General features: G+C 51.2%; 24 protein-coding genes. 12 read left to right on the top strand and 12 right to left on the bottom strand.

The genetic code is table 11. The features are described 5' to 3' along the window. Positions 1-27 precede the first annotated feature (27 nt). The 8 genes from ABEA14_RS01275 to ABEA14_RS01240 form a co-directional block, all read right to left on the bottom strand. Positions 28-444: a hypothetical protein gene (locus ABEA14_RS01275; protein WP_345337943.1), complete on the bottom strand. Its 417-nt coding sequence runs from the start codon at positions 442-444 to the stop codon at positions 28-30. Positions 445-599: 155 nt separating this feature from the next. Next, positions 600-1,199, bottom strand: a complete 600-nt coding sequence (locus ABEA14_RS01270; protein WP_345337942.1) for a DUF4326 domain-containing protein — start codon at positions 1,197-1,199, stop codon at positions 600-602. After that, positions 1,199-1,651, bottom strand: coding sequence for a DUF488 domain-containing protein (locus ABEA14_RS01265; protein ID WP_345337941.1), 453 nt, complete (start codon positions 1,649-1,651; stop codon positions 1,199-1,201). The genes ABEA14_RS01270 and ABEA14_RS01265 overlap by 1 nt, the downstream gene beginning before the upstream one ends. Continuing rightward, positions 1,641-2,348 (bottom strand): dual OB domain-containing protein, encoded by a 708-nt coding sequence (locus tag ABEA14_RS01260; RefSeq protein ID WP_345337940.1) that lies wholly within the window; start codon positions 2,346-2,348, stop codon positions 1,641-1,643. Before ABEA14_RS01260 ends, ABEA14_RS01265 begins: the two co-directional genes overlap by 11 nt. A gap of 352 nt (positions 2,349-2,700) precedes the next feature. Next, on the bottom strand, positions 2,701-3,330 hold the full coding sequence (locus tag ABEA14_RS01255) for a hypothetical protein (RefSeq protein ID WP_345337939.1): 630 nt from the start codon (positions 3,328-3,330) through the stop codon (positions 2,701-2,703). 146 nt (positions 3,331-3,476) lie between these two features. Further along, entirely contained in the window at positions 3,477-4,352 is an 876-nt protein-coding gene (locus ABEA14_RS01250; protein ID WP_345337937.1) for an SDR family NAD(P)-dependent oxidoreductase, read from the bottom strand. 92 nt (positions 4,353-4,444) lie between these two features. Continuing rightward, positions 4,445-5,290, bottom strand: a complete 846-nt coding sequence (locus tag ABEA14_RS01245) for an enoyl-CoA hydratase/isomerase family protein (RefSeq protein ID WP_345337936.1) — start codon at positions 5,288-5,290, stop codon at positions 4,445-4,447. Between the two features lie 245 nt (positions 5,291-5,535). After that, positions 5,536-6,408 (bottom strand): B12-binding domain-containing radical SAM protein, encoded by an 873-nt coding sequence (locus tag ABEA14_RS01240; protein WP_345337934.1) that lies wholly within the window; start codon positions 6,406-6,408, stop codon positions 5,536-5,538. 512 nt (positions 6,409-6,920) lie between these two features. Here ABEA14_RS01240 and ABEA14_RS01235 point away from each other — a divergent pair. The 8 genes from ABEA14_RS01235 (at position 6,921) to ABEA14_RS01200 (ending at position 17,740) form a co-directional block, all read left to right on the top strand. Then, the gene (locus tag ABEA14_RS01235) at positions 6,921-7,118 is read left to right on the top strand and encodes a hypothetical protein (RefSeq protein ID WP_345337933.1); all 198 of its coding nucleotides are present in this window, start codon (positions 6,921-6,923) and stop codon (positions 7,116-7,118) included. 133 nt (positions 7,119-7,251) lie between these two features. Next, on the top strand, positions 7,252-7,518 hold the full coding sequence (locus ABEA14_RS01230) for a DUF4212 domain-containing protein (RefSeq protein ID WP_345337931.1): 267 nt from the start codon (positions 7,252-7,254) through the stop codon (positions 7,516-7,518). Between the two features lie 4 nt (positions 7,519-7,522). Next, positions 7,523-9,229, top strand: a complete 1,707-nt coding sequence (locus ABEA14_RS01225; RefSeq protein ID WP_345337929.1) for a sodium:solute symporter family protein — start codon at positions 7,523-7,525, stop codon at positions 9,227-9,229. Positions 9,230-9,358: 129 nt separating this feature from the next. Further along, positions 9,359-11,278, top strand: coding sequence for a DUF294 nucleotidyltransferase-like domain-containing protein (locus ABEA14_RS01220; protein ID WP_345337927.1), 1,920 nt, complete (start codon positions 9,359-9,361; stop codon positions 11,276-11,278). Beyond that, positions 11,275-11,982 (top strand): 3'-5' exonuclease, encoded by a 708-nt coding sequence (locus ABEA14_RS01215; RefSeq protein WP_345337926.1) that lies wholly within the window; start codon positions 11,275-11,277, stop codon positions 11,980-11,982. Before ABEA14_RS01220 ends, ABEA14_RS01215 begins: the two co-directional genes overlap by 4 nt. Before the next feature lie 65 nt (positions 11,983-12,047). After that, positions 12,048-15,551 (top strand): hybrid sensor histidine kinase/response regulator, encoded by a 3,504-nt coding sequence (locus tag ABEA14_RS01210; protein WP_345337925.1) that lies wholly within the window; start codon positions 12,048-12,050, stop codon positions 15,549-15,551. Between the two features lie 137 nt (positions 15,552-15,688). Next, the gene (gene yghU / locus ABEA14_RS01205; protein WP_345337922.1) at positions 15,689-16,546 is read left to right on the top strand and encodes a glutathione-dependent disulfide-bond oxidoreductase; all 858 of its coding nucleotides are present in this window, start codon (positions 15,689-15,691) and stop codon (positions 16,544-16,546) included. Between the two features lie 267 nt (positions 16,547-16,813). Then, positions 16,814-17,740 carry a hypothetical protein gene (locus ABEA14_RS01200; RefSeq protein ID WP_345337920.1) on the top strand — a complete coding sequence of 309 codons (927 nt, stop codon included), beginning with the start codon at positions 16,814-16,816 and terminating at the stop codon, positions 17,738-17,740. A gap of 49 nt (positions 17,741-17,789) precedes the next feature. Here the strand turns inward: ABEA14_RS01200 and ABEA14_RS01195 are convergent, their stop codons facing one another. The 4 genes from ABEA14_RS01195 to ABEA14_RS01180 form a co-directional block, all read right to left on the bottom strand. Beyond that, entirely contained in the window at positions 17,790-19,265 is a 1,476-nt protein-coding gene (locus ABEA14_RS01195; protein WP_345337919.1) for an ankyrin repeat domain-containing protein, read from the bottom strand. Beyond that, positions 19,262-20,434 carry a nuclear transport factor 2 family protein gene (locus tag ABEA14_RS01190; protein WP_345337917.1) on the bottom strand — a complete coding sequence of 391 codons (1,173 nt, stop codon included), beginning with the start codon at positions 20,432-20,434 and terminating at the stop codon, positions 19,262-19,264. Before ABEA14_RS01190 ends, ABEA14_RS01195 begins: the two co-directional genes overlap by 4 nt. A gap of 13 nt (positions 20,435-20,447) precedes the next feature. Continuing rightward, a complete protein-coding gene (locus ABEA14_RS01185; protein ID WP_345337915.1) occupies positions 20,448-21,311 on the bottom strand; it encodes an alpha/beta hydrolase in 864 nt (287 codons plus the stop codon). A gap of 105 nt (positions 21,312-21,416) precedes the next feature. After that, positions 21,417-22,385, bottom strand: a complete 969-nt coding sequence (locus tag ABEA14_RS01180; RefSeq protein WP_345337914.1) for an NAD(P)H-dependent oxidoreductase — start codon at positions 22,383-22,385, stop codon at positions 21,417-21,419. A 257-nt stretch (positions 22,386-22,642) separates the two neighbouring features. Here ABEA14_RS01180 and ABEA14_RS01175 point away from each other — a divergent pair, with 257 nt between their 5' ends. The 4 genes from ABEA14_RS01175 to ABEA14_RS01160 all read left to right on the top strand — a co-directional run bounded on the left by ABEA14_RS01175 (position 22,643) and on the right by ABEA14_RS01160 (position 26,190). After that, complete coding sequence (locus ABEA14_RS01175; RefSeq protein WP_345337913.1) at positions 22,643-23,545, top strand: LysR family transcriptional regulator; 903 nt, start codon at positions 22,643-22,645, stop codon at positions 23,543-23,545. Positions 23,546-23,799: 254 nt separating this feature from the next. Then, positions 23,800-24,705, top strand: coding sequence for a 30S ribosomal protein S6--L-glutamate ligase (gene rimK, locus ABEA14_RS01170; RefSeq protein ID WP_345337912.1), 906 nt, complete (start codon positions 23,800-23,802; stop codon positions 24,703-24,705). Between the two features lie 31 nt (positions 24,706-24,736). Next, positions 24,737-25,753, top strand: coding sequence for a succinylglutamate desuccinylase/aspartoacylase family protein (locus tag ABEA14_RS01165; protein ID WP_345337910.1), 1,017 nt, complete (start codon positions 24,737-24,739; stop codon positions 25,751-25,753). Then, on the top strand, positions 25,750-26,190 hold the full coding sequence (locus ABEA14_RS01160; protein WP_345337909.1) for an ATP-dependent zinc protease family protein: 441 nt from the start codon (positions 25,750-25,752) through the stop codon (positions 26,188-26,190). The genes ABEA14_RS01165 and ABEA14_RS01160 overlap by 4 nt, the downstream gene beginning before the upstream one ends. Positions 26,191-26,199: the final 9 nt, after the last annotated feature.

Below are 26,199 nucleotides of genomic sequence, written 5' to 3'. Positions count from 1 at the left end.
TGTTTCCATGACTTATCCAGCCAGGCATTACTTTGTCATTAAATCGGCAACGGGCGCCATACATTGCCTCACACCCTTCACAAGCAATGATTGAGTGATGTATACGCATTGGTCGCCATCAGTAACGACTGCATACCCACCATCCACTCTGTGCAAGGGAGTAATAACAATCACATAATGCCCCTCGAAGACATACGCGTTGTATTCATAATCAATGGGCTTCTCTGGTTTGGCGACATTCGCCAAGTAATACGCCTGGCCAATTTTAAATGCCTTTTCTAGCTCCGGGATTGGCTGATAGTTTCGATGGGGGATCCAACTTGGACAATCAGAAGCACTTACCACAGCGGTTAAGAAAAAAAAGATGAGTACCATTACTCTCATAGGGAGCCTACCGCCAATACCAAGGAAAAACCGCCAGAGACAGAACTGCTTTGTGGTCAAGTTAACTCCATGCACTGTGGAAAGCTGTCTAGTAACAGCGCCATTATTGCGAGTAAGGCTAACAGCTATCGCTCTAAGTCCTGTCGGGTACTTTGACTTTGATGTCTACTGCCTCGAATCAACTACCATGTCCGACTTTAAGGGCATGTTAAGCGCTACTCGCCGTCATCCCATGAATTAAGAAAATCAGCTAGTACGTCTCCATGGCATGCCTCCGGCTTACAAAAGCAACCTAACCTTTTACCTTTTAGCTTAAAAACCTCAGATTTTGTAATATTTGGAAATTTTTCATAATCAAAATCATATTTGAACTTTCGTATTACTTCATCACGATCATCACCGTCTTCGTATATTGAATAAGGATTACCCCAATAAGAACCTCTTCCAATGTATTCGTAATAGGGTGTGCTTTTTTGATTTTGATACTCCGCTTCCACCTTAATATTTATAACACGCGTGATAAATATCTTGATTCGTCTAACAGGTATCCCACTAGCTTTTATCTTTATGGTTTCTTCTACAAATTCTTCACCATCATCAAAAATAATAGCATGAGTAACACTACCTTCTCCCATGCTATTTCGAACCCTGCAGGTCACCCCAAAATCTTGGCAATACCTTTCAATAAATCCATTAGAATCTTGATGATACGTCAGAATAAATGCATCAAGACTAGATGTAATTTTTCCAACTTTTCTGGCAAACTTGGAATAACAATTAAAAAGGCTAGGATAAAGAATTAACACTGTAGCCATTAGAATAAGTGCTTCACTTTAAGATTTAAATCAGAGTGTTCATTAAGATATTCGACTACCAACCTTCTGTGGCACAAGTGAGGTTCGTGCTCACTGCACAACAAGCAACCATGATCTAGCAATGCTGGCTTTACAGATTTCTCAATATTCCTCTGACTCATCAAATTTAGGAACTTATCCTCATATACTTCCCAAGGTATCTCACCTTTCTTGTAGGCATTTAAAATGTCCTTAGTCGGTGCTAGATCTGGTGAGTGAACATAATCTGTGCCGCAAAGTTCTCTCAAAAAAAACTCAAGATCATCTCTTTTAGCGAACCCTGCTAATTGGGATACATTATTTAGACGGACGTCAATGAGAGTCTTGACCTCTGAATTTTTTAGAAATTTAAAGAATGTTTCAGCGTTCTTTTTGGTGAAACCAATTGTAAAAATATCAATATTATTGATCATAAGTCCTAATCTCATCGTGAAAGTCGGGGAACGTATATATTCCATTTACTTGCAACCAGTAACCGTACCTTCCATCTGGAGCCTGAAAAACTCGGCTTAGTCCAATCCTCAAATACACTTCTTCTTGCCTAGAGATGAGGTCTGTTACTTCGTGCAGTCTTCCGTCATTTTGATGACTTTTAGCATAATCATGGAAACCTCGATCTGTTATTGATAAATAACTGTATCTATGCCCACTGCCATCAGTGAAAGTGGCTTTGATTTTTCCAGGCTTGAACTGGTCCTCATGAATGCTCAATTCATTAGGTAAAATTTTAACAGTAATAATTGAACAGTTTACTATTTGGTCATGAGGTATATGTTTCTGTCCGGCATCGAAGTCAATTCCAAATCCGTCTGACACCGAGTTAGTCAGTGAGTTTTCTAACACTTGTTTAAATTGTGCTCCACTACATGCTCCATGAAATGTCAGACTAGTGTAGGTCGCATCTTCTACATGAGGACTTGAGGGGGAGGTATGAAAGTTAAGGTCACCCCTTAAGATTGCACCTGGATGTATCCCCAATTCTTCACACTTTGCACTTTTCAAATACGGCATAGGCCGCAGACATTCACCTGTATTCACATCAATAGCAGCAGTACAAACGTTTTCGTTTGTCGAGAATCTTGTTAAGTCTGTAATTATTACTTCTCTCATTTTAACGTCCTCATTGTCAAAAAGGTTAGGATCTTAACACTGAATAGATATACACGGAGGAACGATCTGATTAAGGAATCCATGTATGCCTATCCCAAGCATGTCCCCTATCTCACTTTTCTTTGAAATAGGTTTTTCATCATAGTTCACCATCCTAGCTGTTTCTATCAGTCAGAAAACCGGATGAGACAAACTAAGTGAATTAAGGAAAGGAAGAAAACGTCCATATTAGAGGTGCGCCACTTCCTTTCGGCGATTTGGTTCAATATACCCCTATGCAACATCCAAAAATGCTACATTAGCCACACTTTAAGTGTCTGTATTCGTTCGCTATCAGCGCGTTAGCCTCTCCCTACGGCATATTCTCCAACATATACTCCGCCGCTTTGTCTACGGTGGCTTTAAAGGTGATGGGGTCTTCATCAAAGCTTTCTCGGGCTTGGTTTAGCTCCTGGCTGGCTTCAAAGGCAATGGTGCCGGTTTCGCTGTCCCAGATCTGCATAAACAGACGGATGCTGGACTTATTCGTTTGGCTGACACGCAGGCCCAGCAGGTTAAAACGGCTGGTAGCGGTTTGTTTAAAGGTGGAGAGTTTCAGCTGCACCATATAGCGGGTGCCGGTGACTTCGCCGATGGTTTTCAAAATATCAGCATTAAGCAGACCGGTGTCGCGGTAGGTCGCATACATGGCCTTGTAGCTGTCCGTGAGGTGGTGGGAGTTAATTTCACTTAAGGTGCCGGACAACTTCACCACTTTGATCTCTGGGCGCTGCTTTTTCATTACAGTGGCAAAGGCCAGCGCCAATGCCTGGGTATCTTCCTCCTGACCGGTAACGGTGGAGGGTGTCAGAAATGCCAGTCCGTCTTGTTCTAATGCCCCTTCTTGCAGGCTGCCGACATTAAACGAGGGCGTGGAATATTCTTGCTGAAATGCACAGGCGGTAAGCAGGCTGACGACCAATACCAGTAACAAGCGATTCATGAGTGTTCCCCTCAAAAACTGCGCTTATTTAATGATAGTCAACCTGCACTCACCTACCCGCACTTTCAGTACTCAGTCGGTATTCATTCGCTATGCAATCGACGTTCAATCGGTTTTTAAGCTGACTGAGTACCGTTAAACACCACTTACCGAGTTAGCCGGTCTATGGTGCTTGAAACCGCTGCTACCACTGCGTCACGTTTGGTTTTATCCAGCGCGTCAGAATGCGGCTGGGCAAAACGTCGCGCGTCATTGTCGAAGTATTTGCCGGAGGCATCCGCGAACTCATCAGACACGGCCGCACGGGTCAGAATATCTGCGCCGATGCTCAGGTCGTTGCCCGCCATGCCGTAGGCATCTTTGACCATCTTGCTTCCCAAAAACGAAGCCGGGTTAACCGCGACTATCACTGGGCTGTCGGCGCCCTTCTCTGCCGCCAGGTCATCGGCCATCGCCATGCTCCACATCGTGAGTGCCAGTTTGCTCTGGGCATAGGCGGCACCGTCAGAGAGTCTGCCCTGCCCTTGCAATGCACTCGTATCCACAGGCGCTTGCGCTGCCGATGACAGGTTAACGATACGCCCCTGCTTCGCCAATACAGGTAACAGCTTTTGCGTAAGCAGATACGGCGCTAGCGTGTTCACCACAAACCGGACGTCTAACCCGTCAGGTGTCTGCGCGTTGGGCACGCTGTAAACACCGGCGTTGTTAATCAGCACATCCAACGGTTTGTTTTGTTCCGACAGATCAGCTGCCACTGCAGCGGCCAGTGTTTTAACGCCGGCCATATCAGAGAGATCTGCCACATAGCCTTTAACACCGCCAACTGAAGCGCTGCCACCTAAAACGCTGCCACCTGCTGCGTTGGCTTCTGCGGATGACGCCAACTCGGCTTTCACCTTGGTTAGCTTGTCGGCATTACGGCCGTGCAGCAGGATATGGTGGCCCTGCGCCAGCAGCATTTTTGCTGTGGCTAATCCGATGCCGTCGGTGGAGCCGGTGATCAGTATGGTCTTCTGCATGTTGCGCTCTCTCTTAAGTCTCTCGTAGTGCTGAGTTCTGTCTCAGTACTCTCGTAGTACTGATAAGCCGTCGTAAACAAGGCATGTTTAAGTTAGTTGATATCCTGAACCTGCATCACCAAATCTGGCCAGTTGTGCTGGTTGTCGATATCAAACTGCATCTGTTTTTCATCGGCGATGGTGAAGCGCTTAATCGCCGCCGTTTTGCTGGTAGCCTGATATAGCCAGTAGGCTTCAGCTTTCAGGGCTTCTTCAATTGGCTTGTCGATGGACTCGTACACCATCTGCTTACAGGCATTGATTGATTCAGCCGGGAACTGGGCAATACGTTTGGCCAGGGTATCGACATATTCACCAATTTCGTCCGGCGCTAGCGCTTTGTTGATGGTGCCGTAGGCTTCGGCTTCGTCGGCGGTAAAGTCGCGGGCGCTGAGGATGATTTCCAGTGCGCGGCCCAAGCCGACTTGACGAGCCATACGTGATGCGCCACCGCCACAAGGTAAGATCCCCATGCCCACTTCCATCTGCATCAGTTTGTATTTACCGCGAGCAGCAAAACGCATATCACAGGCGAGCGCGAACTCATGACCGCCACCGCGGGCATAACCTTCCAGCTTGGCGATAGTCGCTTGGGGCAGTTTGCTGATCCGCTCCAGTACGGCTTGCAGGTCCAATAGCTTTGCTTCATCGCGGGATACCGCGTCGGTCGACATATCTTTGAGCAGATTGGTGTCGTAGTGGCACACCCAGATATCTGGATTGGCGGATTGGAATACCACCACCTTGATATCGCGGTCGCGCTCAAGGCGCAGCGCCAGGGTGTTGAGATCGGCCAGCATCTCCTGTCCCTGCACGTTGACTGGGCCAAAGTCGAAGGTCACGGTAAGAATGCCGCCATCAGCGACCGCATTGAATGTGGTAAAGCCTTGGTAACTCATAATCTTTCCTCAACTGGTTTTCGGTGGCGATAGTGTTGGGTACAGCGATAAGGGTAGTTACGAGTCGGCGTGTTGATAATTAGCTAATTGCCAGAATCAGTTTTTAGGTTTTGTTGATAATGGGGTGAAGCTCTACTTGTTCTATTTCGGAACCAAGATTTGTGCACAATGATTTCCCCTCCTATTGCTGGCCAATGAGAAAACGCTAAAAGGCGAAGAAGAGCCTCGGGAGAGGCTCATTTTGACTACCAAGCGAAGGTTTGAATCACGTTCTGCTGGGTGATCGGGTTGGTTCGGATCTCGTGTTGCACCTTGCTGAGGAAGGTTTGTTGATGTTCAGGTAACCAGCCTTTCATCGACGCAATATTGTTGCCGTGGTCGCCCCAGTAGTAGGTGGGGATATCCAGGTTGGCCAACATATATTCTTCCTCTTCCAGCACCTGCAGCGGCGATGGCATATGAAACTCTCCCCGTTGCGCTTCTTTCTCTAGCTCAGATCCAGGTTGCAGCGCCAGCGCCAATGAAGCGATCTCTTCCGGTGCGCTCTGGTTCAAGATCTTGGTGGTTTCGATAATGTGCTCCTTGGAGCGTTCTCTGCCACCCAGGCCGAAAATAATCGACGCTAACAAACGAATACCGGCCTCTTTGGCCATAGCCGCACCTTCGATGATCTGCTCGGGTGTCAGCGCTTTTTTGATCCGCTTGAGCACCACAGGATCGCCCGATTCGAATCCGGCGTAGATCATGGTCAGGCCCGCGGCTTTCAGTTGTTTCAACTGCTCAACAGACTTGCGTCGAATGTCGTTGTAGCCCGCGTAAAGTGCGATGTTCTCAATCTCCGGAAAGGTCTCGGTGATTTTGTTCAGCACTTTCAGCAAAAACTCGGTTCTGGCTGCAAGCACATTGCCGTCGACTAGGAAGATTGACGGTACGTGGCGATAGAGCTGCCGCGCCTCTTCGATATCTTTAAACACATCGTCGATATCGCGCACCTTAAAGCGCTTGTCATCGAACATAGTGCAGAAGGTGCACTGGTTGTTGGAACACCCCAGGGTGGTTTGAATAAGTAGACTATCTGCCTCCATCCAAGGGCGGTAAATCTTACCTTCGTAATGCATGGTTAACCCTCGTTCGTGGGGAGCACGCAGGTCTGTGGTGCCCCCAGTTGTTGATGGCGAGCATTATATTTTCAAGCTTTGAATTGATAATCAGGCTGGATAGGGAATCTGTTTTTAGGTTTTGTTGATAATAGGGATGGCAAGCTCTTCTTGTTCTATTTTGGAGCCAGGATTTGTGCGCAATGATTTCATATTCTTTTGCTCGCCACTGTTTCAGCGCACAAGTTAGGGAGTGAATACGCGTTCACTCCCTAACAACCATTCTTTTCCGGCAGAGAGTGCGCCCCGCCTATGTGCTTATCCTCCGCTCTCACCAGCGTCTCAGCTAACGGCTCGATAAACCTCCCTGTTTAACGAGCCTAAGATGGGCATCCATGCCCGTCTTCACGCTAATGCTTGGTTTCGCTTCGGGCACATAGAAGGGGGTTGGTCCCCTAGCCAGCTACGAGTTAACTCCCCCTTCAAGCGCACTGACCGTGACAGTTATGCAAGGTCACGAGGCAGGACGCCGAGTGAACAAAGTCAGCACAGGGAAGTGCTGTCTTTGTGTGCCGCCAGGAGAGCTGGCTAAGGGAAGTGAACAGCGCTTGGTGGGGGCGCCTTGGGTTGTTAGGGTCTTGGGCGAGCAAGACCCTAACAAGGGTGCAGACGCAGAAGCCTATTTATACCTGCGACAGCGAAAGCACACTTACCTCTGCAGCCTGGACTAACAAAAACAATATAAAACATAACGTTAGCCATCTACCCATCCCCCATACGACTAAAGTCCAATACCGCCATTCTGTTGCAGGGTCTAGATTTGGTTCACTGCCAATAACCACTAAAAAAGTAACGGGGGAAGGAATGGCATTTAAATCGGAAGAGGCCGCGACGGCCTACTGGAAAGCCAACCTGAGATTGATGCTGGTATTGCTCTGTATCTGGTTCGTTGTCTCCTACGGATTCGGCATCCTCCTGGTTGAACCGCTGAACGAAATCCGCATCGGCGGACTCAAGCTGGGCTTCTGGTTTGCACAACAGGGCTCCATCTATGTCTTCGTTGCACTCATCTTTGTTTATGTCTGGCAGATGAACAAGCTGGACCAAAAGTACGGCGTACACGAGGAGTAATGAGATGGATATTCAAGTACTGACGTTTATTCTGGTGGGTCTCTCGTTTGCGCTCTACATCGGGATCGCGATCTGGGCCCGCGCCGGATCAACCAAAGAGTTTTATGTGGCCGGTGGTGGTGTTCACCCATTGGCGAACGGCATGGCTACGGCTGCCGACTGGATGAGTGCAGCGTCGTTTATCTCCATGGCGGGTTTGATCAGTTTTATGGGTTATGACGGCGGTGTTTACCTGATGGGTTGGACCGGCGGTTACGTGTTATTGGCGCTTTGCCTGGCCCCCTACCTGCGTAAGTTCGGCAAGTTTACGGTGCCGGATTTTGTCGGTGACCGTTACTACTCCCAAACTGCCCGTACTGTGGCGGTGATTTGTGCCATCTTCGTTTCTTTCACTTATGTCGCCGGGCAGATGCGTGGCGTTGGCGTGGTATTTAGTCGCTTCCTGGAAGTCGATATCACCGTGGGTGTGATTATCGGTATGACCATTGTGTTTTTCTATGCGGTATTGGGCGGCATGAAGGGCATCACTTATACCCAGGTGGCTCAGTACTGCGTGCTGATTTTTGCCTATTTAGTGCCTGCGGTATTTATCTCAATTCTGATGACCAACAGCTTCTTCCCTCAGATTGGCTGGGGCTCCGAACTGGCCAATGAACCCGGGGTGTACCTGATGGATAAACTCGATGGACTATCGAAGGAGCTCGGGTTTAATGCCTATACGGAGGGGACGAAAAGTACCATTGACGTGTTCTTTATTGCGGCCGCGTTGATGGTAGGTACTGCTGGTTTGCCGCATGTAATCGTTCGCTTCTTTACTGTGCCTAAGGTGAAAGATGCTCGCATCAGCGCCGGTTGGGCACTGGTATTTATTGCCCTGCTCTACACCACGGCCCCCGCTATCGCTGCGTTCGCCCGGGTAAATATGATCAATACCATCAACGGCCCGGAAATGACCGGAACCAACTACAGTGAAGCCCCTTCCTGGATTAAGAACTGGGAAGAGACAGGCCTGATAGCGTGGGAAGATAAAAACGGCGACGGCAAGATGTTCTACGCGGCGGATGAGCGTAACGAGATGAAGATCGACCGTGACATCATGGTGCTGGCAAACCCAGAGATCGCCAAGCTTCCCAACTGGGTGGTGGCACTGGTGGCTGCTGGCGGTATTGCGGCAGCGCTTTCCACGGCGGCAGGCTTACTGCTGGTGATATCTACCTCGATATCCCACGACCTGCTGAAACGCAACCTGATGCCCAATATCACCGATAAACAGGAACTGCTTGCTGCGCGTATCGCTGCTGCCGCGGCTATCTGTGTGGCTGGTTACTTCGGTATTAATCCACCCGGCTTTGTGGCGCAGGTGGTCGCCTTTGCCTTCGGCCTGGCTGCCAGCAGTTTCTTCCCGGCCATCATCATGGGGATCTTCGTGAAGTCCATGAATAAGGAAGGGGCTATCAGCGGCATGCTGGCGGGGATCCTGTTTACTGCGGCCTACATCGTTTACTTCAAGTTCGTTAACCCGGCGGCCAATGTGCCTGAGAACTGGCTGTTCAGTATCTCGCCTGAAGGCATTGGTACCCTGGGTATGTTGCTGAACTTTGTGGTAGCGCTGACCGTGAGCAAGTTTACTCAGCCTGTACCAGAAGACGTACAGCATATGGTTGAGAGCATTCGCTTCCCGAAAGGCGCAGGCGAAGCACATCAGCACTAAGCTGGCTTAATTGAGGTTTACTAAGCTTAAGTATGTGAACCACAGAAAAATCAAAAGGTCCGGCGGCTATGCCCATGTAGCCCCGGGCCTTATCTGATTTCTAACACGACCAGAAAGCGAGGCGATCCTATGACTGATCCGGACCACTTTCCGGAGATAGTTCAGTTTATGCAGCAGGCGGCACCCTTCCCGGCCCTGCCGGAAGCCGTGTTACCTGAGTACGTGCATCACTTCACAATTCACTACCTGAAAGCGGGCGACCACAGTGAACGGCTGAAAGATGACGCGCTGTACTGGCTTCGTACCGGGGTTGCCAAAATCAATGACAGCAACCACCGACTTTACGACCAGCTGGAAGAGACCGGTTGTTTTGGCCATGCCCTGGCGGGCCTGCCTGACGAAGCCCACCTGACCATAGTGGAGGATGCGCTGGTGTATCGGCTGGGCAGTGAACATGTAAACACCCTCGCTAATGAATATCCCGCGTTTGAGCACTTTATTAAACAGAGTCGCCACCGCTACCTGCATCACGTAGAAGCGCCCGTGCAGGAGCAGGTACTGAATCTGCCGTTGCAGCAATTTGCTCGCCGCACGCCCATTACCATCAGCCCGGATGCCAGCGCTCAGCAGGCGGCGCACCTGATGAGCCAGCTGCATGTTTCCTGCCTTCCGGTCGTTAAACAGAGTGAACTGCGCGGGATTATCACCGACCGGGATCTACGGGCGCGGCTGGTTGCCAATGGGTTACCGACAGACACCCCGGTGGCAGAGGTGATGACCACACCGGTACAGACTATCTATGCTGACCAGCAGGTGATGGATGCATTGCTGATGATGGCGCTGAAAAAGGTACATCACCTGCCCATTGTCGAGCGCCATCCGACCACATCGAAAGTGGGTAAGACATCCAGCATGCCCCATGAAAGCGCGCTGGTTGGCGTGATCACCTCAACCGATCTGATGCAGCTACAGCAACAGTCTCCGATCTTTATTGCTGCCGAGATCATGCGGCAAACAGAGTTGGAAGGGATCATCCGTTGCTGCAAACGTGTGCCCACCTTTTTATCGCAACTGGCAGACGCTCAGCTCAGCGCTGATCGCATCAGTAAGATCCTAACCACTGTCTATGACGCTGTAACCCAACGTTTGTTGGCGCTGGGCGAAGCGCGTTTTGGCCCACCTCCCCGCCCCTATTGCTGGTTGGTGTTTGGTAGCCATGCCCGTGAAGAGCTGCATCTGGCCAGTGATCAGGATAATGGCCTGCTATTCGCAAATACCGACAGCACGGGTGCTGAATCGATTCAGGTGGATGAAGACAGATACTTCGCCCAACTCAGTGAGTGGGTCTGTGAAGGATTGTATGAGTGCGGCCTGGCCAAGTGCCCCGGCGATATCATGGCCAGCAATCCAGAGCACCGGATGACGCTGGCACAGTGGCAGGAAAAGTTCAGTGGCTGGCTTTCGACGCCTACGCCTAACGCGCTGCTGAAAGTCTCTACCTTCTTCGACCTGCGGCCGTTGGCGGGCGAGATGGGGTTGGCAGATCTGCTGATGGCCCATATCGCTGATAGCGCCAGCAGCAATCAGCTGTTCTTGGGTTTATTGGCACAAAACGCAGCTGCTTATCCACCACCGCTTGGGGTGTTTGGTCAGCTTAAGACCGAGAAAGATCCTGAACGCGGGGCCTGCTTGGATCTAAAACGCTGCGGCCTGTTCCAGTTAACCGAACTGGCTCGACTTTATGGCTTTGCGACTGCCAGCAGTGAGTTCTGCGCCACTTCGACGGTGGAGCGTGTGCGTCAGGCTCAGGGCTCCCCCCACTTAACTCAGGAAGATGCCGAAGAGCTGCTATTAGGTTTTCAGCGCCTGCATAGCCTGCGACTGACACTTCAGATCACCCGTCTGGCGAAGTCATTACCTTTGGATAATCTGGTACCAGTGAAGTCACTCACCCATTTTGAGAAACACCAGCTGAAAGATATCTTCGCGATCATCGACCGTGCCCAGCAGGCGGCGCTGACCAAGTTTGCTGGAGGCCGTCAGCAATGAGCGGCTTCCACCCACTGCCCGCCGGACTCTGGAGCTATTGGCAGAAATGGAAGAAGCGGCGATTGCCGGACAACCTGCCCGCGCCTATTTATCAATTCTTTGAACAGTTAGAGCCTTCGCTACATGGTGAGATCGCCCACGCCGAGCTGCTGGCGGTAGACCTGGAGATGACATCGCTGAGCCCAGACGATGGCGAGATTGTCGCCGTGGGCATAGTGCCGATCACAGCGCTGGGAATTAATTTAAGTGGCGCCAAGCAGTGGCTGGTTAAACCTCAGCGCGGCGTAGGCGAAAGCGCGGTACACCATCAACTGACAGATCAGGCGCTGACCGAAGGTGAACCTCTGGCACAGGTGATGGAGGCATTTTTCGAGGCGGCCACCGGCAAAGTGTTATTGGCCCATCACGCCCATCTGGATCTGGGCTTTCTGCGCAAGGCCAGCCAGCAGTTGTGGGGCGTGAAGATGCCACTGCCTTTCATCGATACCCTGGAGATGGGCGCGTATCTGCAACGTAAACAACACCCGCATCAGCCACTGCGTCGGTTGCGCCTGAGTGAGCTAAGACACGACTATGGCCTGCCACCCCATTTTGGCCATAACGCGTTGGCCGATGCGATCGCCTGCGGCGAACTGTTTCTGGCACTTTTGAGTCATGGCTACCAGCAGCCGGTAAAAACTTCTGCTTTAATTTCAGCCAGGTAAGCGATCTGTTCATCTAGCTTTTAAAACCACGATGCATTCACCCAAACAGGAAAGACGACACCTATATGCCGCCAGCTGCCGTACCTGAATCGCAATTGTCCCACTGGCTGCTGATGCTGTTTAGCATCGGTTATATCGGGCTGCTGTTTTTGCTCGCCTATCTGGGTGACCGTCGCATTATCAATTTACGTGGTCGTTGGCGTGGCTGGATCTACGCACTGTCGCTCACGGTCTACTGTTCATCATGGAGTTTTTTGGGTACGGCTGCACAGGCATCTAATGATCCGCTGGCCCACCTGCCAATCTATATCGGCCCGATCCTGTTGTTTCTGTTTGCCTGGCCGTTAATACAACGGATGATCCGGGTCAGTCACAAACTGCGCATTACCTCCATTGCTGACCTTATCGCCGCCCGTTTTGGCAAGTCACAGCCGGTGGCGATGCTGGTGACTGTAGTTGCCCTGTTCGGCACCACACCCTATATCGCGCTGCAGATTAAAGCGATTGTACAGAGCTGGCTGACGGTGGCGCCGGGGTCTGCGTCGCCGCAGTTCGCAGCATTGGTGGTGATCGCTCTTTTAGCGATATTCACGCTGGCATTTGGCCTGCGCAATATCTCGGTCACCGAGCGCCATCCGGGACTGATGTTGGCGGTGGCATTTGAGTCGATTTTAAAGCTGGGTGCTTTCCTGATGGTGGGCGGCATCGGCACTTACTTGCTGTTGAGTGAGCCCCATACGGCGAGCGCTGGACCTGCAACAACAATGTCAACCGCAGAGATAGTGAAAACCAGCTATGAGAATGTGAATGTTGCCGAGCAGCTACCCGGCTTTCTGGCGTCGCTGGTGATGGTGATGGCGGCATTTCTCTGTTTGCCACGCCAGTTTCAGGTGATGGTGGTGGAGTGTCGCCATACCCGTGATACCCGCAGTTCACGCTGGTTATTCCCACTTTATCTGGCACTGTTCGCCATCTTCGCGATTCCCATCGGCTTGGCAGGTAAGGCCTTATTAAGTCCTGATGTGGCGCCGGATAGTTATGCCCTGTTACTGCCCACAGTGATTGGCGCAGACAACCTGATGATCCTCTCTTTCCTGGGGACTATCTCCGCAGCCAGCTCAATGGTGATCGTATCGGTGCTGGCACTGGCCACCATGATCAGCAATGAATTGCTGATGCCACTGCTGTTCCGGCGCTGGGAAGAGCAGCGCAATACCAGCTCTGAACGATTCCGAACCTGGCTGCTGAATCTGCGCCGATCATTGATCGTGGCGGTGATCGTTTTGGGCTATGTTGCCTACCGGTTATCGCCGCCAGATACTTTGGCATCATTAGGCAATATGGCCTTTGGTGCGCTGGCGCAGTTGGCCCCGGCACTGATGGCCGCATTTTACTGGCCTAAAGCTAACCGTACGGGGGTTACTCTGGGTTTGATGCTGGGATTGGGCTGCTGGCTGGCACTGCTGGTACTGCCTCATTTCGGCTGGGTGCAGATCTCCAGTCAAACCCTCGGTATTGCGGCAGATTCGGCCGCTACCGTGACGATTATCAGTTTGCTGCTGAACCTGTTTGGGATCTGGCTGGGTAGTCAGTTAACCCGCCCGTCAGTGATTGAGCGCATTCAGATCGGCCAGTTCCTTGAACACCATGAACCAGACAGTCTGCCTGCCAAACATAAACAGGTCTCCCGCCGCGAGTTGGAAGCCCTGGCGGCGCGTTTTATCGGTGAAGACAAAGCTCATGAGAGTTTTGCCGATTTGGAGCAACACCTAACACCGGAGCAGAAAAAACAACCGCAGATCTGGTTTAACCATACCGAACGTTTGATGGCCAGTGTGATGGGCAGTTCTTCGGCCCGCCTATTGCTGGACTCGCTGATTGAAGGCCGCGAGCTACTTGTTGATGACGTAGCTCGCCTGATCGAAGACGCCTCCAGTGAACGTTTGCAGTTCAGCCAGGTGATGCTGCAAGGTGCGATCGAAAATGCCAGCGAGGGGATCTCGGTGATCGATGATCAACTCCGGCTGGTGGCCTGGAACCATCGTTATCTTGAGATGTTTTCCTATCCCGAATCACTGGTCAAAATCGGCCAGCCGATCGAAGCCTTGATCCGCTACAACGTTGAGCGTGGTCTGTGTGGGCCCGGCGAAGTTGATGACCATGTGAATAAACGCCTCGAACATCTGAAGCGCGGAACACCCTATAGCTCCGAGCGCGAACAGCCTAATGGCCGGGTGATCCAGATCCAGGGTAACCCGATGCCCAATGGTGGCTTTGTGATGACCTTCAGTGACATCACCGATTTCCGCCGCGCCGAGAAGTTTCTGAAAGCCGCCAATGAGGTTTTGGAGCAACGTGTGCTGCTAAGAACCTCGGAGCTGGAGCTGGCAAACAGCGAGTTAGGCCGTCAGAAGAAGATCGCTGAACGGGCCCACAATAAAAAAAGCCAATATATGCGAGCAGTCAGCCACGACCTGATGCAGCCCTTAGAGGCCGCGCGCCTGTTTGCGACAACACTGCAAGAACGCGGCGACCTTTCCACTGAGCATCAAGGGCTGATGGGTAAACTAATGCAGTCGCTGGAACATGCTGGAGATCTGCTACAGGACTTGGTTGAAGTGGCGCAACTGGAAGGTGGCAAACTCAAACCCCAGCTTAGCTGCGTCAAAATCAGCACGGTACTGGATTCTCTGTCAGCTGAGTTCAGCGCCTTGGCGCCCAGTTATAACGTCAGTTTTCACCATCGTTCCAGTGAGCTTTGCATCACCACAGACCCTCGTTTGTTGAGGCGTATTCTGCAAAACCTGTTGGGCAATGCGTTTCGTTATGCCAAGGGTGGCAAAGTGCTGTTAGGCATTAAACGTCGGGGTGACCATGTGCTGTTAGTGGTGATGGATAATGGTCCCGGTATCGCACTGGAAGATCAGGCCTCGATTTTCGAACCCTTTACCCGTCTGGCACATGAACAAACAACGTCTACTGCCAACCTGAGCGATCATGGCCTTGGGTTGGGCCTGAGTATCTCCTCGGGCATGGCGGCAGTGATGAAACAGAAACTGCAGCTATTCAGCGAACCCGGCCGTGGCACCCGCTTCTCGCTGGCAATGCCAATATGTCAGCCATGCGACGCCAGCCAAGCTCAGGTGGCAGCCCCCATGGCCCCCGCCAATATGCTTGAAGGTGCACAGGTGCTTTGTATCGATAATGAACGGGCGGTACTAGAGGGCATGGTCGCGCTGTTGGAAAGCTGGGGCTGTGTCGTGACGCAGGCCTCTTCTCCCACGCAAGCGCTGAGCGCCATAAAGAATTTCACACCACAACTGATGCTGGTGGATTATCAGCTGGAAGCCGAGTTCGACGGTCTGGAGTTGATGGACAAGTTGCGCGAAGACAGCAATGTGCTGATACCTGGCGTGTTAATTACCGCCGCGGGCGAAGCAGGTTTACCGCAAAAAGCCCGAAACAAGGGCTATCACTTTATGCGCAAAGTGATTAAGCCAGCAAAACTGAGAGCCTTGATTTCACAGCTGCTGCGACCTGCGATGCAATCTGATGACATCTCGAATTAACGGCGCAGATGCAGAGTTCCGGCGTCGGTTCATGGAACTTTCCGCCGATTGAAAACCAAATTTAAGAAAGATAAGTAAGAGTTAAGCGGTCAGCTGAGTAACGCGACTCTGGCATTAATATCGAATCAGGAATGATCATGAAAGACCAATACACTCCCCCTAAAGTTTGGACTTATGACCCTAACACTGGCGGTAAATGGGCCAAAACCAACCGCCCTGTTTCCGGCGCCACTCACGACCAGGAACTACCGGTAGGTGAGCACCCACTTCAGCTCTACTCCATGGGTACTCCCAATGGCCAGAAAGTCACTATCATGCTCGAAGAACTACTGGCATTGGGTAAATCTGACGCAGAATACGACGCCCATATGATTGATATCAGCGAGGCGGACCAGTTCTCGTCAGGCTTTGTTGAAGTGAACCCTAACTCCAAAATTCCCGCCCTGGTTGACCGCTCCAGCGACAACCCTATCTCTGTTTTTGAGTCTGGCTCTATTCTGGTTTATCTGGCAGAAAAGTATGGTCACTTCCTGCCTACCGCCATTGCCGAGCGCGCCACAGTGATGAACTGGCTGTTCTGGCTGCAGGGTTCAGCGCCTTATTTGGGCGGCGGCTTTGGCCACTTCTACAGCTACGCACCGGAGCATTTCGAATATCCGATTAACCGCTTTACCATGGAAACCAAGCGCCAACTTGATGTATTAGACAAGCAGCTGGCAGACAACCGCTTTATCGCCGGTGATGAATACAGCATTGCCGATATGGCCATTTGGCCCTGGTACGGCAATCTGGTGCTGGGCAAGCTGTATGACGCTGCCGAGTTCTTGGACGTTGCTATCTATAAAAACGTGCTTCGTTGGGCCAACGAATTAGCCGAACGTCCGGCAGTAAAGCGCGGTGCGATAGTCAACAAAACCTGGGGCGAGGAGTGGGAGCAACTACGCAACCGTCACACTGCTGAAGATATTGATAAGGCGTTGGCGTTAAAGCCTTAACAAAACCGTATAGAGACTTAAGAGTCTTAACTCAGTATTCATATCTTGTGCGCCTATACCTCGGCGCACAAGTTTGCTAAAAAACAGCGTGTAACCAGAAACTAAACTGGGGTGCACATTGAAAATCTGTTGATAAAGATCCAAGCAACCAGGTGGAATTCCAATACCACTATTTAGAATCAACAATTCCAGTAGTATAGGCTTTTATAACAACAGTACTTTTTCGCAGGGTAACCACTCAATCAACTAAGGAAGGAAGATTGACTTATGAGAATCATTAGCCTTGTTGCTCTTACACTTTTTTCAAGCATCATCAATCATTCACACGCAGCAAAAAACTTAATTCATTGCGATGATTGTTCCGAGTCTGTTAAAGAGAGCAAAATAAAGTCTATGACTATGGATGGCTATTACTACGTCGTAGACTTTGAGAATAACCAACTAAACCAATACTCAAGATTCAGAGAAAAAGAGTCGGACGATGTGTTTATCAAGAGAGTATCGAATCCCAGCGATATAGCCTCATTGGCATCAAAAATGTGGCGTGCAAAGGAGGAGGCAGATGCAGTAGTCGGCGAGAGCGCTTCAACAGTTATCGACGCAATAGAAAGGCTACATCCCGGCTCTACCTTATCTCAAACTCCTTATACAGGAAGCCCCAGCGACAACAAATGCAATGCTAATTTAGGTATCGATGCGCTGGATGTAATGCGAGATTCTGCATTGCGTGGGGATATGTATGACAGCTGGATAGCTTCCAAATACATAAATGAAGTAATGACGCATTGGAACGAGATTGTTAAGGCAGCTAGCTTGCAAATTGCCTTTAGCAACAAAGGGGCAAGCGTGGGTAAAGAATTTAGCCTCAGTAACCTATCTTACGAGCGGACAATCCGCTTTTCTAATGGTTCCTCATTAACCGTCACTCCCGAACCATCAATCCGGACATTTATGCCAAAACCTGGCTCAGCTACTGATTGTAGCGGAAACTTTATTCCAGATACTATACGTGGCGTTCCAAGGACCTATGAGTTTGCGGATCCTATCCAGCTAGAGCGGATGGCAGACTATTTGTCTGGCAATTTTGATGTTTCCGTAGGTGGATATGAGCAATCGAGTTGTGGCCCAACCGCTATGCACTGCAATTCCAGAAATGGCGAAAATCAATGCAGTGTTATATACAGCTGCTTTTAAGTAAAAAAGCCGAGGCTAGACCTCGGCTTTTTCGTTGCAGCTTTCACCTTTACTCTGCTTTTTCCAACAGCACCACGATATCGGTGTAATCCAGCTTTTTGGCCAGGTCCAGCGGTGTCATGCCATCCCAGGCGACGATACTGGTATCCACGCCCGCATCGATCAGGATCCTGGCGGTTTCGGTATGACCATGCCAAATGGCATCGTGCAATGGGGTGTAACCATTGGTTGGCCCCTGGGCGTTTTTGATCTTGTCAAAATCGGGATGCTGCACAATGCGCCGCATAATCTCCGCATGCCCTTGGTAACCTGCCTTATGGGCCACTACCGCTTTCATATATTCACCCTGTGCGGTGATATCTGCACCCATACCATTCAAACGATCGTAGAGTTCTACATCGCCCACCAGTGACGCCACCAGCAGCGCGGTATGGTAATCACGCCCTGTACCATGGGGAATACGCAGGTTCACATCGGCGGGTAGATGTTTAGGGGTGATCCCATCGCTCTCAAACTTTGCTTCGATATAGGCGTTACGCTTGGCAAAGTATTCGTCGTAGATCGCCAATATTTCTTTATCTACCGGGTGCAGTTCTGTTTGGCCGTTGGCCACGGTTGGGAACTGAGCCGCAGTGCGCCCAAACTGGTCTTTCATCAGTGGATTGATGTGCTCCAGAGTCAGCAGATAACGGATCATCTCCGGGTTCTGATACCAGGTGGCAACCATCAGGGGTGTAAAGCTGTTACTGGCTGCGGGCAGATTAATGATGGCTTCGCCGCCGTTTTGGATCAGCACTTTCATCACCTCAACGTTGCCGCCCTGGGCAGCGAAGTGCAGCACACTAGTACCCGTGATGGGGTCAAGGGTGAAAAGATTGGCGCCTTTCTCAAGCAGGTCTTTAACCAGAGCGGCGTCGCCCTCACCTGCGGCTTCCATCAAGGCGGTTAGGTGGGTGTCTTGACGGCCCGCTTTGCCAGCGCTTTGCATATCGGAGGGATCACTGACGCGGGCATCGAGGCGGGTGATTTTGAGCAGGTCGCCCTCACGCACCAGCGTCATCTTTTGCTGCACATCCATATCGTACTGTGCGCCAGCCTTATCCTTTGCCTTCCACTGCACGGTATAGCTGACTTGCCAGCCAGACGCTTGATTGCCGCTTACCTCAAGGTTTCTAACCGCATGGCTGTTCCAAACGATGTTGTCTGTGACACCTTTGTACCAGCGCAGGAAATCAGTTTTTGAGCGCACAGGAAAGCCCGGATAAGTCATATTCACAGGCTCAGCGATGTGCTTGAGAAAGTACGCTGGCGCCTGCTGATGGTCGAAACCCGCAAACCAGTGGTAGATAAACTGCTTCACATCGCTGACGCTATATTCATTGCGCGCCTGCGCATCATAGCCACTACTGAGCGCATTCAATGCAGCGGAAGCGTCTGGTTGTGCTTGTGACGCTATCGCCCCGCTCTGCATGGTGCCCAGCCAAACGGCCGTAAGCACCACGACAGTCTTAAGTGTCGGTTTCATTTTTTCTGCTCTCCACGCTGCTCTCTATGCTTCTCTCCGCGCTGCCCTCCACCCTGCTTAGCCGGGTCAGGTTGATTGTTGGTGGCATCGACAAAGTGATTAAAGAATAGATCTGACGCATACAGGTCACCGGAGAAGTTCTGTACTCGCTTAATCTTGCCGTCCTCAATTTGATATAGCAGCACCCAGTTCAGATCGATGTTCTCATCTGCCCCGGCAGTCGTACTCCAGCCACGGTGCGCATCGATCACATAAGTATCGTTTGCTGCCAGTATCATCACCTCAGCATGAAAACCCGCCTGCCCCAGTTGTTCGAAGAAGGCCAAAAACTCGTCGACGCCTCGCTTAGTGCCTGCGAGTGCATGACGACCCGGGATATGCCATTCAACGTCATCAGCGACATAAGATTTCAGCGCCTCGGTATCCCCTTTGCCATAAGCAGCAAAGAAGTTCTGAACCACCTTCAGTGCTGGGCTTTCTTCAGAGCCTGCTGCCACCGGGTTGGCTGGTTTTGGCCACAACGCGGCGTTATTAATAGCCAAAGCATCTTTAATTACCTGAGTGTCGGTACTTTGATAATCGACACGCTGACTGTTACGGATAGCCAGTCGTGCTTGCGCTAGCGCTGCGGCCTTGCCCAACACGTCGCGGCTACCACTCTCCAGTCCCGCCTGCAGCGTCAAGGCTGCAATCAGCCATTGCTGGTTTTGCTTTTGCAATTCGAAGGCATAGCGACCAGAGATTTGCCAAAAACCTTTCTCTTCTGATAAGCCATCGCCCAAGTAATGGCTAGCGGTAATGCCCGCCGTCACTCTGGCAGTATTACCATTGATCGCGAGCTTTATGTTATTCAGCTCGTGGTGGGTCAGGTCGAAGCCAGGCAGCACCGATGCCCATTGCTTCATCAGGTCCCTGTTGCTGACCAGCTGAGGTTCACCGCCAAATGCAGAGGTGTAATCGACCTTCACTTCGGGGGCGAACAGCCGCCCCAGATATTCAAAGGCATTTTGGTCAGCCAGTGTGGCAAAGCTTTCAATGGTACTTCTGATCTCGGCTTTGTCGCGACCCAGCGCTGACAAATCTTCATCGGCAAATGCTTGAGCGAAGAACACCAGAGTAGACATACACACGCCCCCCATCAGCAAAATCAGTCGTTTTATGGCACCCATGCCCTCAATCTCCTTAAAGCTTGCTATCGAAGTGACCAGCGACCAGAGAAGTCGCTTTGGCTACGTGCTGGGGCACATCGTAAAAATCGAATTGAGTGACATCATCCAACCAGGTGACCTCGACGTTCACGCCCGCGTTGTCCAGATACTGCTGCGCACCCGCAGGCAATGCCATAGCCTGTGAAGCCACCATCAGCACGGGTTTGTCTTGCGCTTTGGCGCCAGCCTGTGCGTCATAAGTCAGCCATGCCTTCCAGGAGGCGAGATTGAACTTGTTGTCGAACTCTGGGATTAAGCCACGGTCAGTCTCGGTGTAATAAGGTGCCTGGTACATCAAAGAATCTGAGTTGGTGGTGCTGGCCGCCTCGATATAAACAGGGACGTCTGCATTAGCGGCGCGTTCGCCCGCTTCGATAAGTGATTTCACACTCTCTTCACCGCCATAAATGGCATTCACCAACGCACTATCATGGAGCCAGGGAGCGACGACAGCAGCCGCTTTGACTTTGCTATTACCTGACGCAGCATCCAGCATGTAGCCCGCCGAAGCACAAATGCCAAGGCCTGCAATGCGATTGCCATCCACGTCTTCCAACTCAGCGACAGCTTCGATAACGGCACGAATGTCATCGGTTTTACGGTGTGGGTTTTCCAGGTACTTCAACTCAGAGGCAGACTGACCCCAGCCACGAAAATCAAAAGTCAGTGCGGCATAGCCCTCTTTTGCCAATGCTTTGGCGTATGTTGCTGGCATCTGCTCTTTGACTGTGGTCCATGCGCCGGTCACGATCACAACAGGGGGCTTGGTAACGCCGGCAGGCAGGTAGAGGTGTGCTGCCAGTTCACCCACGCGGGTATTCAGTGTTAATGCTTTCATGATCAAACTCCTTTCAATACTTTTCGCAAATCTCGTACTCGAACAATCTTCAGATTCCGTCTTCACTGATGTCGGTCAGTTGAGCCGGCCAGTTGTGCCGATGAGCTATTTAGGGTCTTTCAGCGAATCAACGCGGTAGTCATAAATCACAATCTCACCTTCGTCGCTCATACCGATCTGCCAAGTTTCATTGACGCGCATGTCGATCTGTCTGCCCTTCATGGCTGAATCAATAAAGGTGTTAGCGATCAGTTGAATGCGCAGCCTTACCTCGTAACCCGCTTCTGTCTCTTTGATATCCAACTGCTCGACGTTATGTTGGCAGTCCGGCTCAAAGGTCTTACGCACACTCTGGTACCACTGACGGAAGCCTTCATGGCCGGTGAAATGTCCTTCTGGCATGACCCAGGTGACATGGGGAGACAGGTGCTTGGTAAAATAGCTGCCGTCCTCGGGTAGTTTGTCGAACTGACCAAACCAATCAGCAACAAAGCGGCGAATACGACGTTCAGCAGAGGCACTGGTGGCAATGATGTCGCTGATCAGGCGCTCGGCATGCTCAAAGGCACGGCCCTGAACCTCTTCCAGCTTGTTGTAAACATCAGGAATGTACACCATGCGATGGGTGTAGACCGGCTTGCGATACTCCATACCCGCCAGATAAGCGGTTTGCTCCAATGGGCGCAGCATCTGTTCTATGGTGAAGTGGTTGTAGCCGAGTGGGTCGTAAGATTCTTCAGGGCCACCCACGGTGAACGACAGAAACAGAGACTTACCTTTCAGCTTGTCGCCCTCGGGGCCATAAGCAAAGTTGAAGCTGAAGACATCATCAATCCACTTTTTCAGCAGTGCTGGCACTGAGTACCAGTAGAAAGGAAACTGCAGTACCACCACATCAGCGTCGATCAACGCCTGCTGCTCAGCTTCCACATCGATTTGATAGTCTGGGTAGAGGCGATCCAAGCGACGGATATCAACACTGTCCAGTGACGCACTCAAACGCTCCAGGATCACGCTGTTGGTGTACGACTGCTCTAAGTTTGGGTGGCCGGAAATAACAACAACTTTGCTCATAACCTTTCTCTTTTCTGATGATGTTTTGTTAACAACTGGTTGCAGTTTAGGCAGGTTAATTGGTAATTTTTAGACCAGTAATAGCTAATGATTTGTTAGGTAAAAACTAACAGTGGTATTGTGAGCGGATCGCCTCGCTGAATAGTTGGCCAAAAAAGCGACCCACAGGGCTCAGCAAAGGTCGCGATAGCGGGCCAGCAAAGGCAACAGACGGGTAATAGAGGGTAATAGAGGCTAACAGAAGGTAATCGAAGGCAATGAAAGGCACGACGTTCAATCAGTTGACCATCTTCCAAACCATTGTTCAGGAGGGCAGCATTCGTGGCGCGGCACGTAAACTAGAGCTGGCAGCCCCCTCCGTCAGCCAAGCCCTAAAGCTGTTGGAGAAAAGCCTGGGGCTGCCACTATTTAATCGCAGCACCCGACGCATGGATCTAACCGAAGCCGGGCAGCTGCTGTATCAGCGCATCAGCGGTGCGATATCCACCCTGGATTACGCCGTAGAGAGTGTGCAGGACCTGAGTGAGAAACCCTCAGGCAAAGTCCGAATTACCCTGCCCCGTTTCGCCTATCAGTTCTACTTTCGTCCAATTTACGCCGAATTCTGTCGCCGCTACCCGGACATTGAGCTGGAGATATCAGTGTCAGACGAGGCAATTAACATCCTCAACGAGGGGCATGACCTGGGGATACGATTTGGTGACCGCGTTGAACAGGGCATGGTCGCCCGCCAAATTACGCCGCCGATGAAAGAAGCCTTGTTCGCATCAGAGCAATACATAGAAAAACATGGCCTGCCAAAAACGCCGAAAGACCTGCAACAACATCGGCTGGTGCAATACCGCTTTATCGCTTCCAACCAGTTGGCACCGCTGTTGCTGCAAAGTAAAGCACAGGCACTTACCGTAGAGATGCCCACCGCACTGGTTGTGAACGATACCGATGCCATGGTTGATGCGGCTGAAAAAGGGTTGGGGATAGGCCGAATCGTCACGCCTATGGTGCAGGAACAGTTCGGCGACGGTAGGTTAAAACCGGTACTCGAACCCTACTGGTACCCCTATCCGGGGCTCCATATCTACTATGTTCAGAACAGTCAGAAAGCGCGGCGCTTAAGAGTGCTGATCGACTTTTTATTGGAGAAGAGTGAGTTGAGTTGAGTTGAGTGAAGTTGTTCAGGTGAATGAAACTGTTCAGTGAATACAGTCGAAAAGAAAATCTCATCATTAGCTGCAAAAAATTTCGCTGTATTTCTCCCTTATCTGTCACTACCTTGCGCGCCATTCGACGCAGCGCAAACGTACGAACTATTCCGAGTACCACGGGCTGCAAACGCATTTAGTCGTTGTCGTTAATCCTAATGAAATCTAAATGCATATAACTTTGTTATCCACCCTGTTTTGGACTAAAAACAATGAGAATTGCGATCCTTTCTCGTGGTGAAAACCTGTATTCCACTCGCCGTATGAAAGAAGCCGGCGAAGCCCGCGGTCATCAGGTTGATATCATCGATACCCTGCACTGCTACATGGATATCACCAGTAGCAACCCCACCGTACGTTATCACGGTGAAGTGCTGCCAACGTATGACGCAGTGATCCCGCGTATCGGCGCATCCATTACCTTTTATGGTACTGCGGTGGTTCGCCAGTTCGAGATGATGGGCACCTTTTGTGTCAACGAATCTGTGGCGATCAGCCGTTCGCGCGACAAGCTGCGTTCTTTGCAGTTGCTGTCACGCAAAGGCATTGGTTTGCCACGCACCGGTTTTGCCAGCAAGCCTGACAAGATCCAAGACGTGATCAAAAACGTTGGCGGCGCACCGCTGGTGATCAAGCTGCTGGAAGGTACTCAGGGCATTGGCGTGGTGCTGGCCGAAACCAACAAGGCGGCCGAGTCGGTAATGGAAGCCTTTATGGGCCTGAAAGCCAACATCCTTGTGCAAGAGTTTATTAAAGAGGCAGACGGTGCTGACATTCGCTGTTTTGTGGTCGGCGGCAAAGTTGTCGCTGCGATGAAGCGTCAGGCCGCTGAGGGCGAATTCCGCTCGAATCTGCACCGCGGTGGCTCTGCGCAACTGGTGCGTTTGACCAAAGAGGAGCGCGCTACCGCCGTGAATGCCGCCAAAGCAATGGGGCTAAACCTATGCGGTGTAGACATCCTGCAATCCAACCGTGGCCCAGTGGTGATGGAGGTGAACTCCTCTCCTGGTCTGGAAGGTATCGAGACGGCAACGGGTAAGGATGTCGCTGGTTTGATCTTCGAGTTTATCGAGAAGAATGCCAAACCCCATGCGAATCGCACCAAAGGCAAAGGCTAAAAGGCACAAGGTACAGGTAGAGTAAAAGCTGATGAACGCGCCATTAATGATTGGCGGTACTGACATCCTGCCGGGTGAAACCCGGCAGATAAAGGTGCCCGTTGCCAAGCTATACACAGATACCGAAATGTCGATCCCGGTGCATGTCATCCGCGCACGCAAACCAGGCCCCACCCTGTTTGTCAGTGCGGCCGTGCACGGTGACGAACTCAATGGTATTGAGATCACCCGGCGACTGATCGCGAAAAACCTGAAGCTCAGCAAAGGCACGCTGATCGCGGTGCCCATGGTGAACATCTATGGCGTGCTGAATCAGAGTCGATACCTGCCGGATCGTCGTGACCTTAACCGGTGTTTTCCCGGCTCAGCCAAAGGCTCTCTGGCCGGTCGAATCGCCCATACGTTTCTCAATGAGATAGTAAAGCACTGCGACTACGGTATCGACCTGCACACAGGTGCGATCCATCGTTCTAACTTGCCACAGGTAAGAGCAAACCTGGATGATGCAGAAACCCTGACACTGGCGCAGGCATTCGGCGTACCCGTGCTGCTCAATGCCAACCTGCGAGACGGCTCATTACGCGAAGCGGCTGTCGACCATGGCGTAAAGATACTGCTCTATGAAGCGGGCCAGGCGCTACGCTTTGATGAACTATCAATTCAAAGCGGCGTGAAAGGCGTGATGAACGTAATGTCATCGCTCGGCATGATTCGAAAACGCACCAGTCGCAAAAAGATTGAGCCCTTTGTGGCCAACCGCAGCGATTGGATGCGAGCCTCTGCCAGTGGTTTTGTCAGTGAGTCTATTTCGTTGGGCGCAGCGGTCGAAAAAGGCCAGGTGCTGGCTGAAATTAACAGCCCATTGGGCGATCTGATTGGCCAGGTCGAGTCCAGCCGAACAGGCATAGTGATTGGCAAGCAGAACATTCCGCTGGTGCAGGAAGGTGAAGCCATGTATCACATCGCCTATTTTGGTAGCGCAACTGACGAAGTCGCAGAGCATATCGAAATGATGCAGGACATGATGGAACTGGGTACAACACCATGAAGCAGAAACTGATAATCGGCAACCTGGAGGTGTGTGATCTGCCTGAGCTCGGCATCAAGGACCTGCAGGTGCGCATAGATACAGGTGCTAAGACGTCATCGCTGCATGTGGACAATATCGTGCGCTTAAAAGTGGATGGTAAGCCTCATGTGGAGTTTGACCTGCATCCGGACCTTTACGACTTGAGTGAGGTTGTCCGTTGCCGCGTCCCTGTCAGTGATACGCGACGGATTAAGTCATCGAATGGCGATACGGAACAGCGCAGTGTCATCAGAACCCGGTTTAAGCTTGGCGACCATGAGTGGCCAATCGAGATCACTCTGAGTAACCGCAAGGAAATGACTTACCTGATGTTGCTGGGTCGTGAAGCAATGGCGGATAAGGTATTGGTAGACCCGTCGGCGACCTTTTTAGCGGGTGAACAATCAAGCCAGTAGGTGGCATCA

The organism is Corallincola platygyrae (assembly GCF_039544265.1).
Classification (GTDB): Bacteria; Pseudomonadota; Gammaproteobacteria; order Enterobacterales; family Neiellaceae; genus Corallincola; species Corallincola platygyrae.
This window is presented reverse-complemented; position numbering and strand designations above follow the sequence as displayed.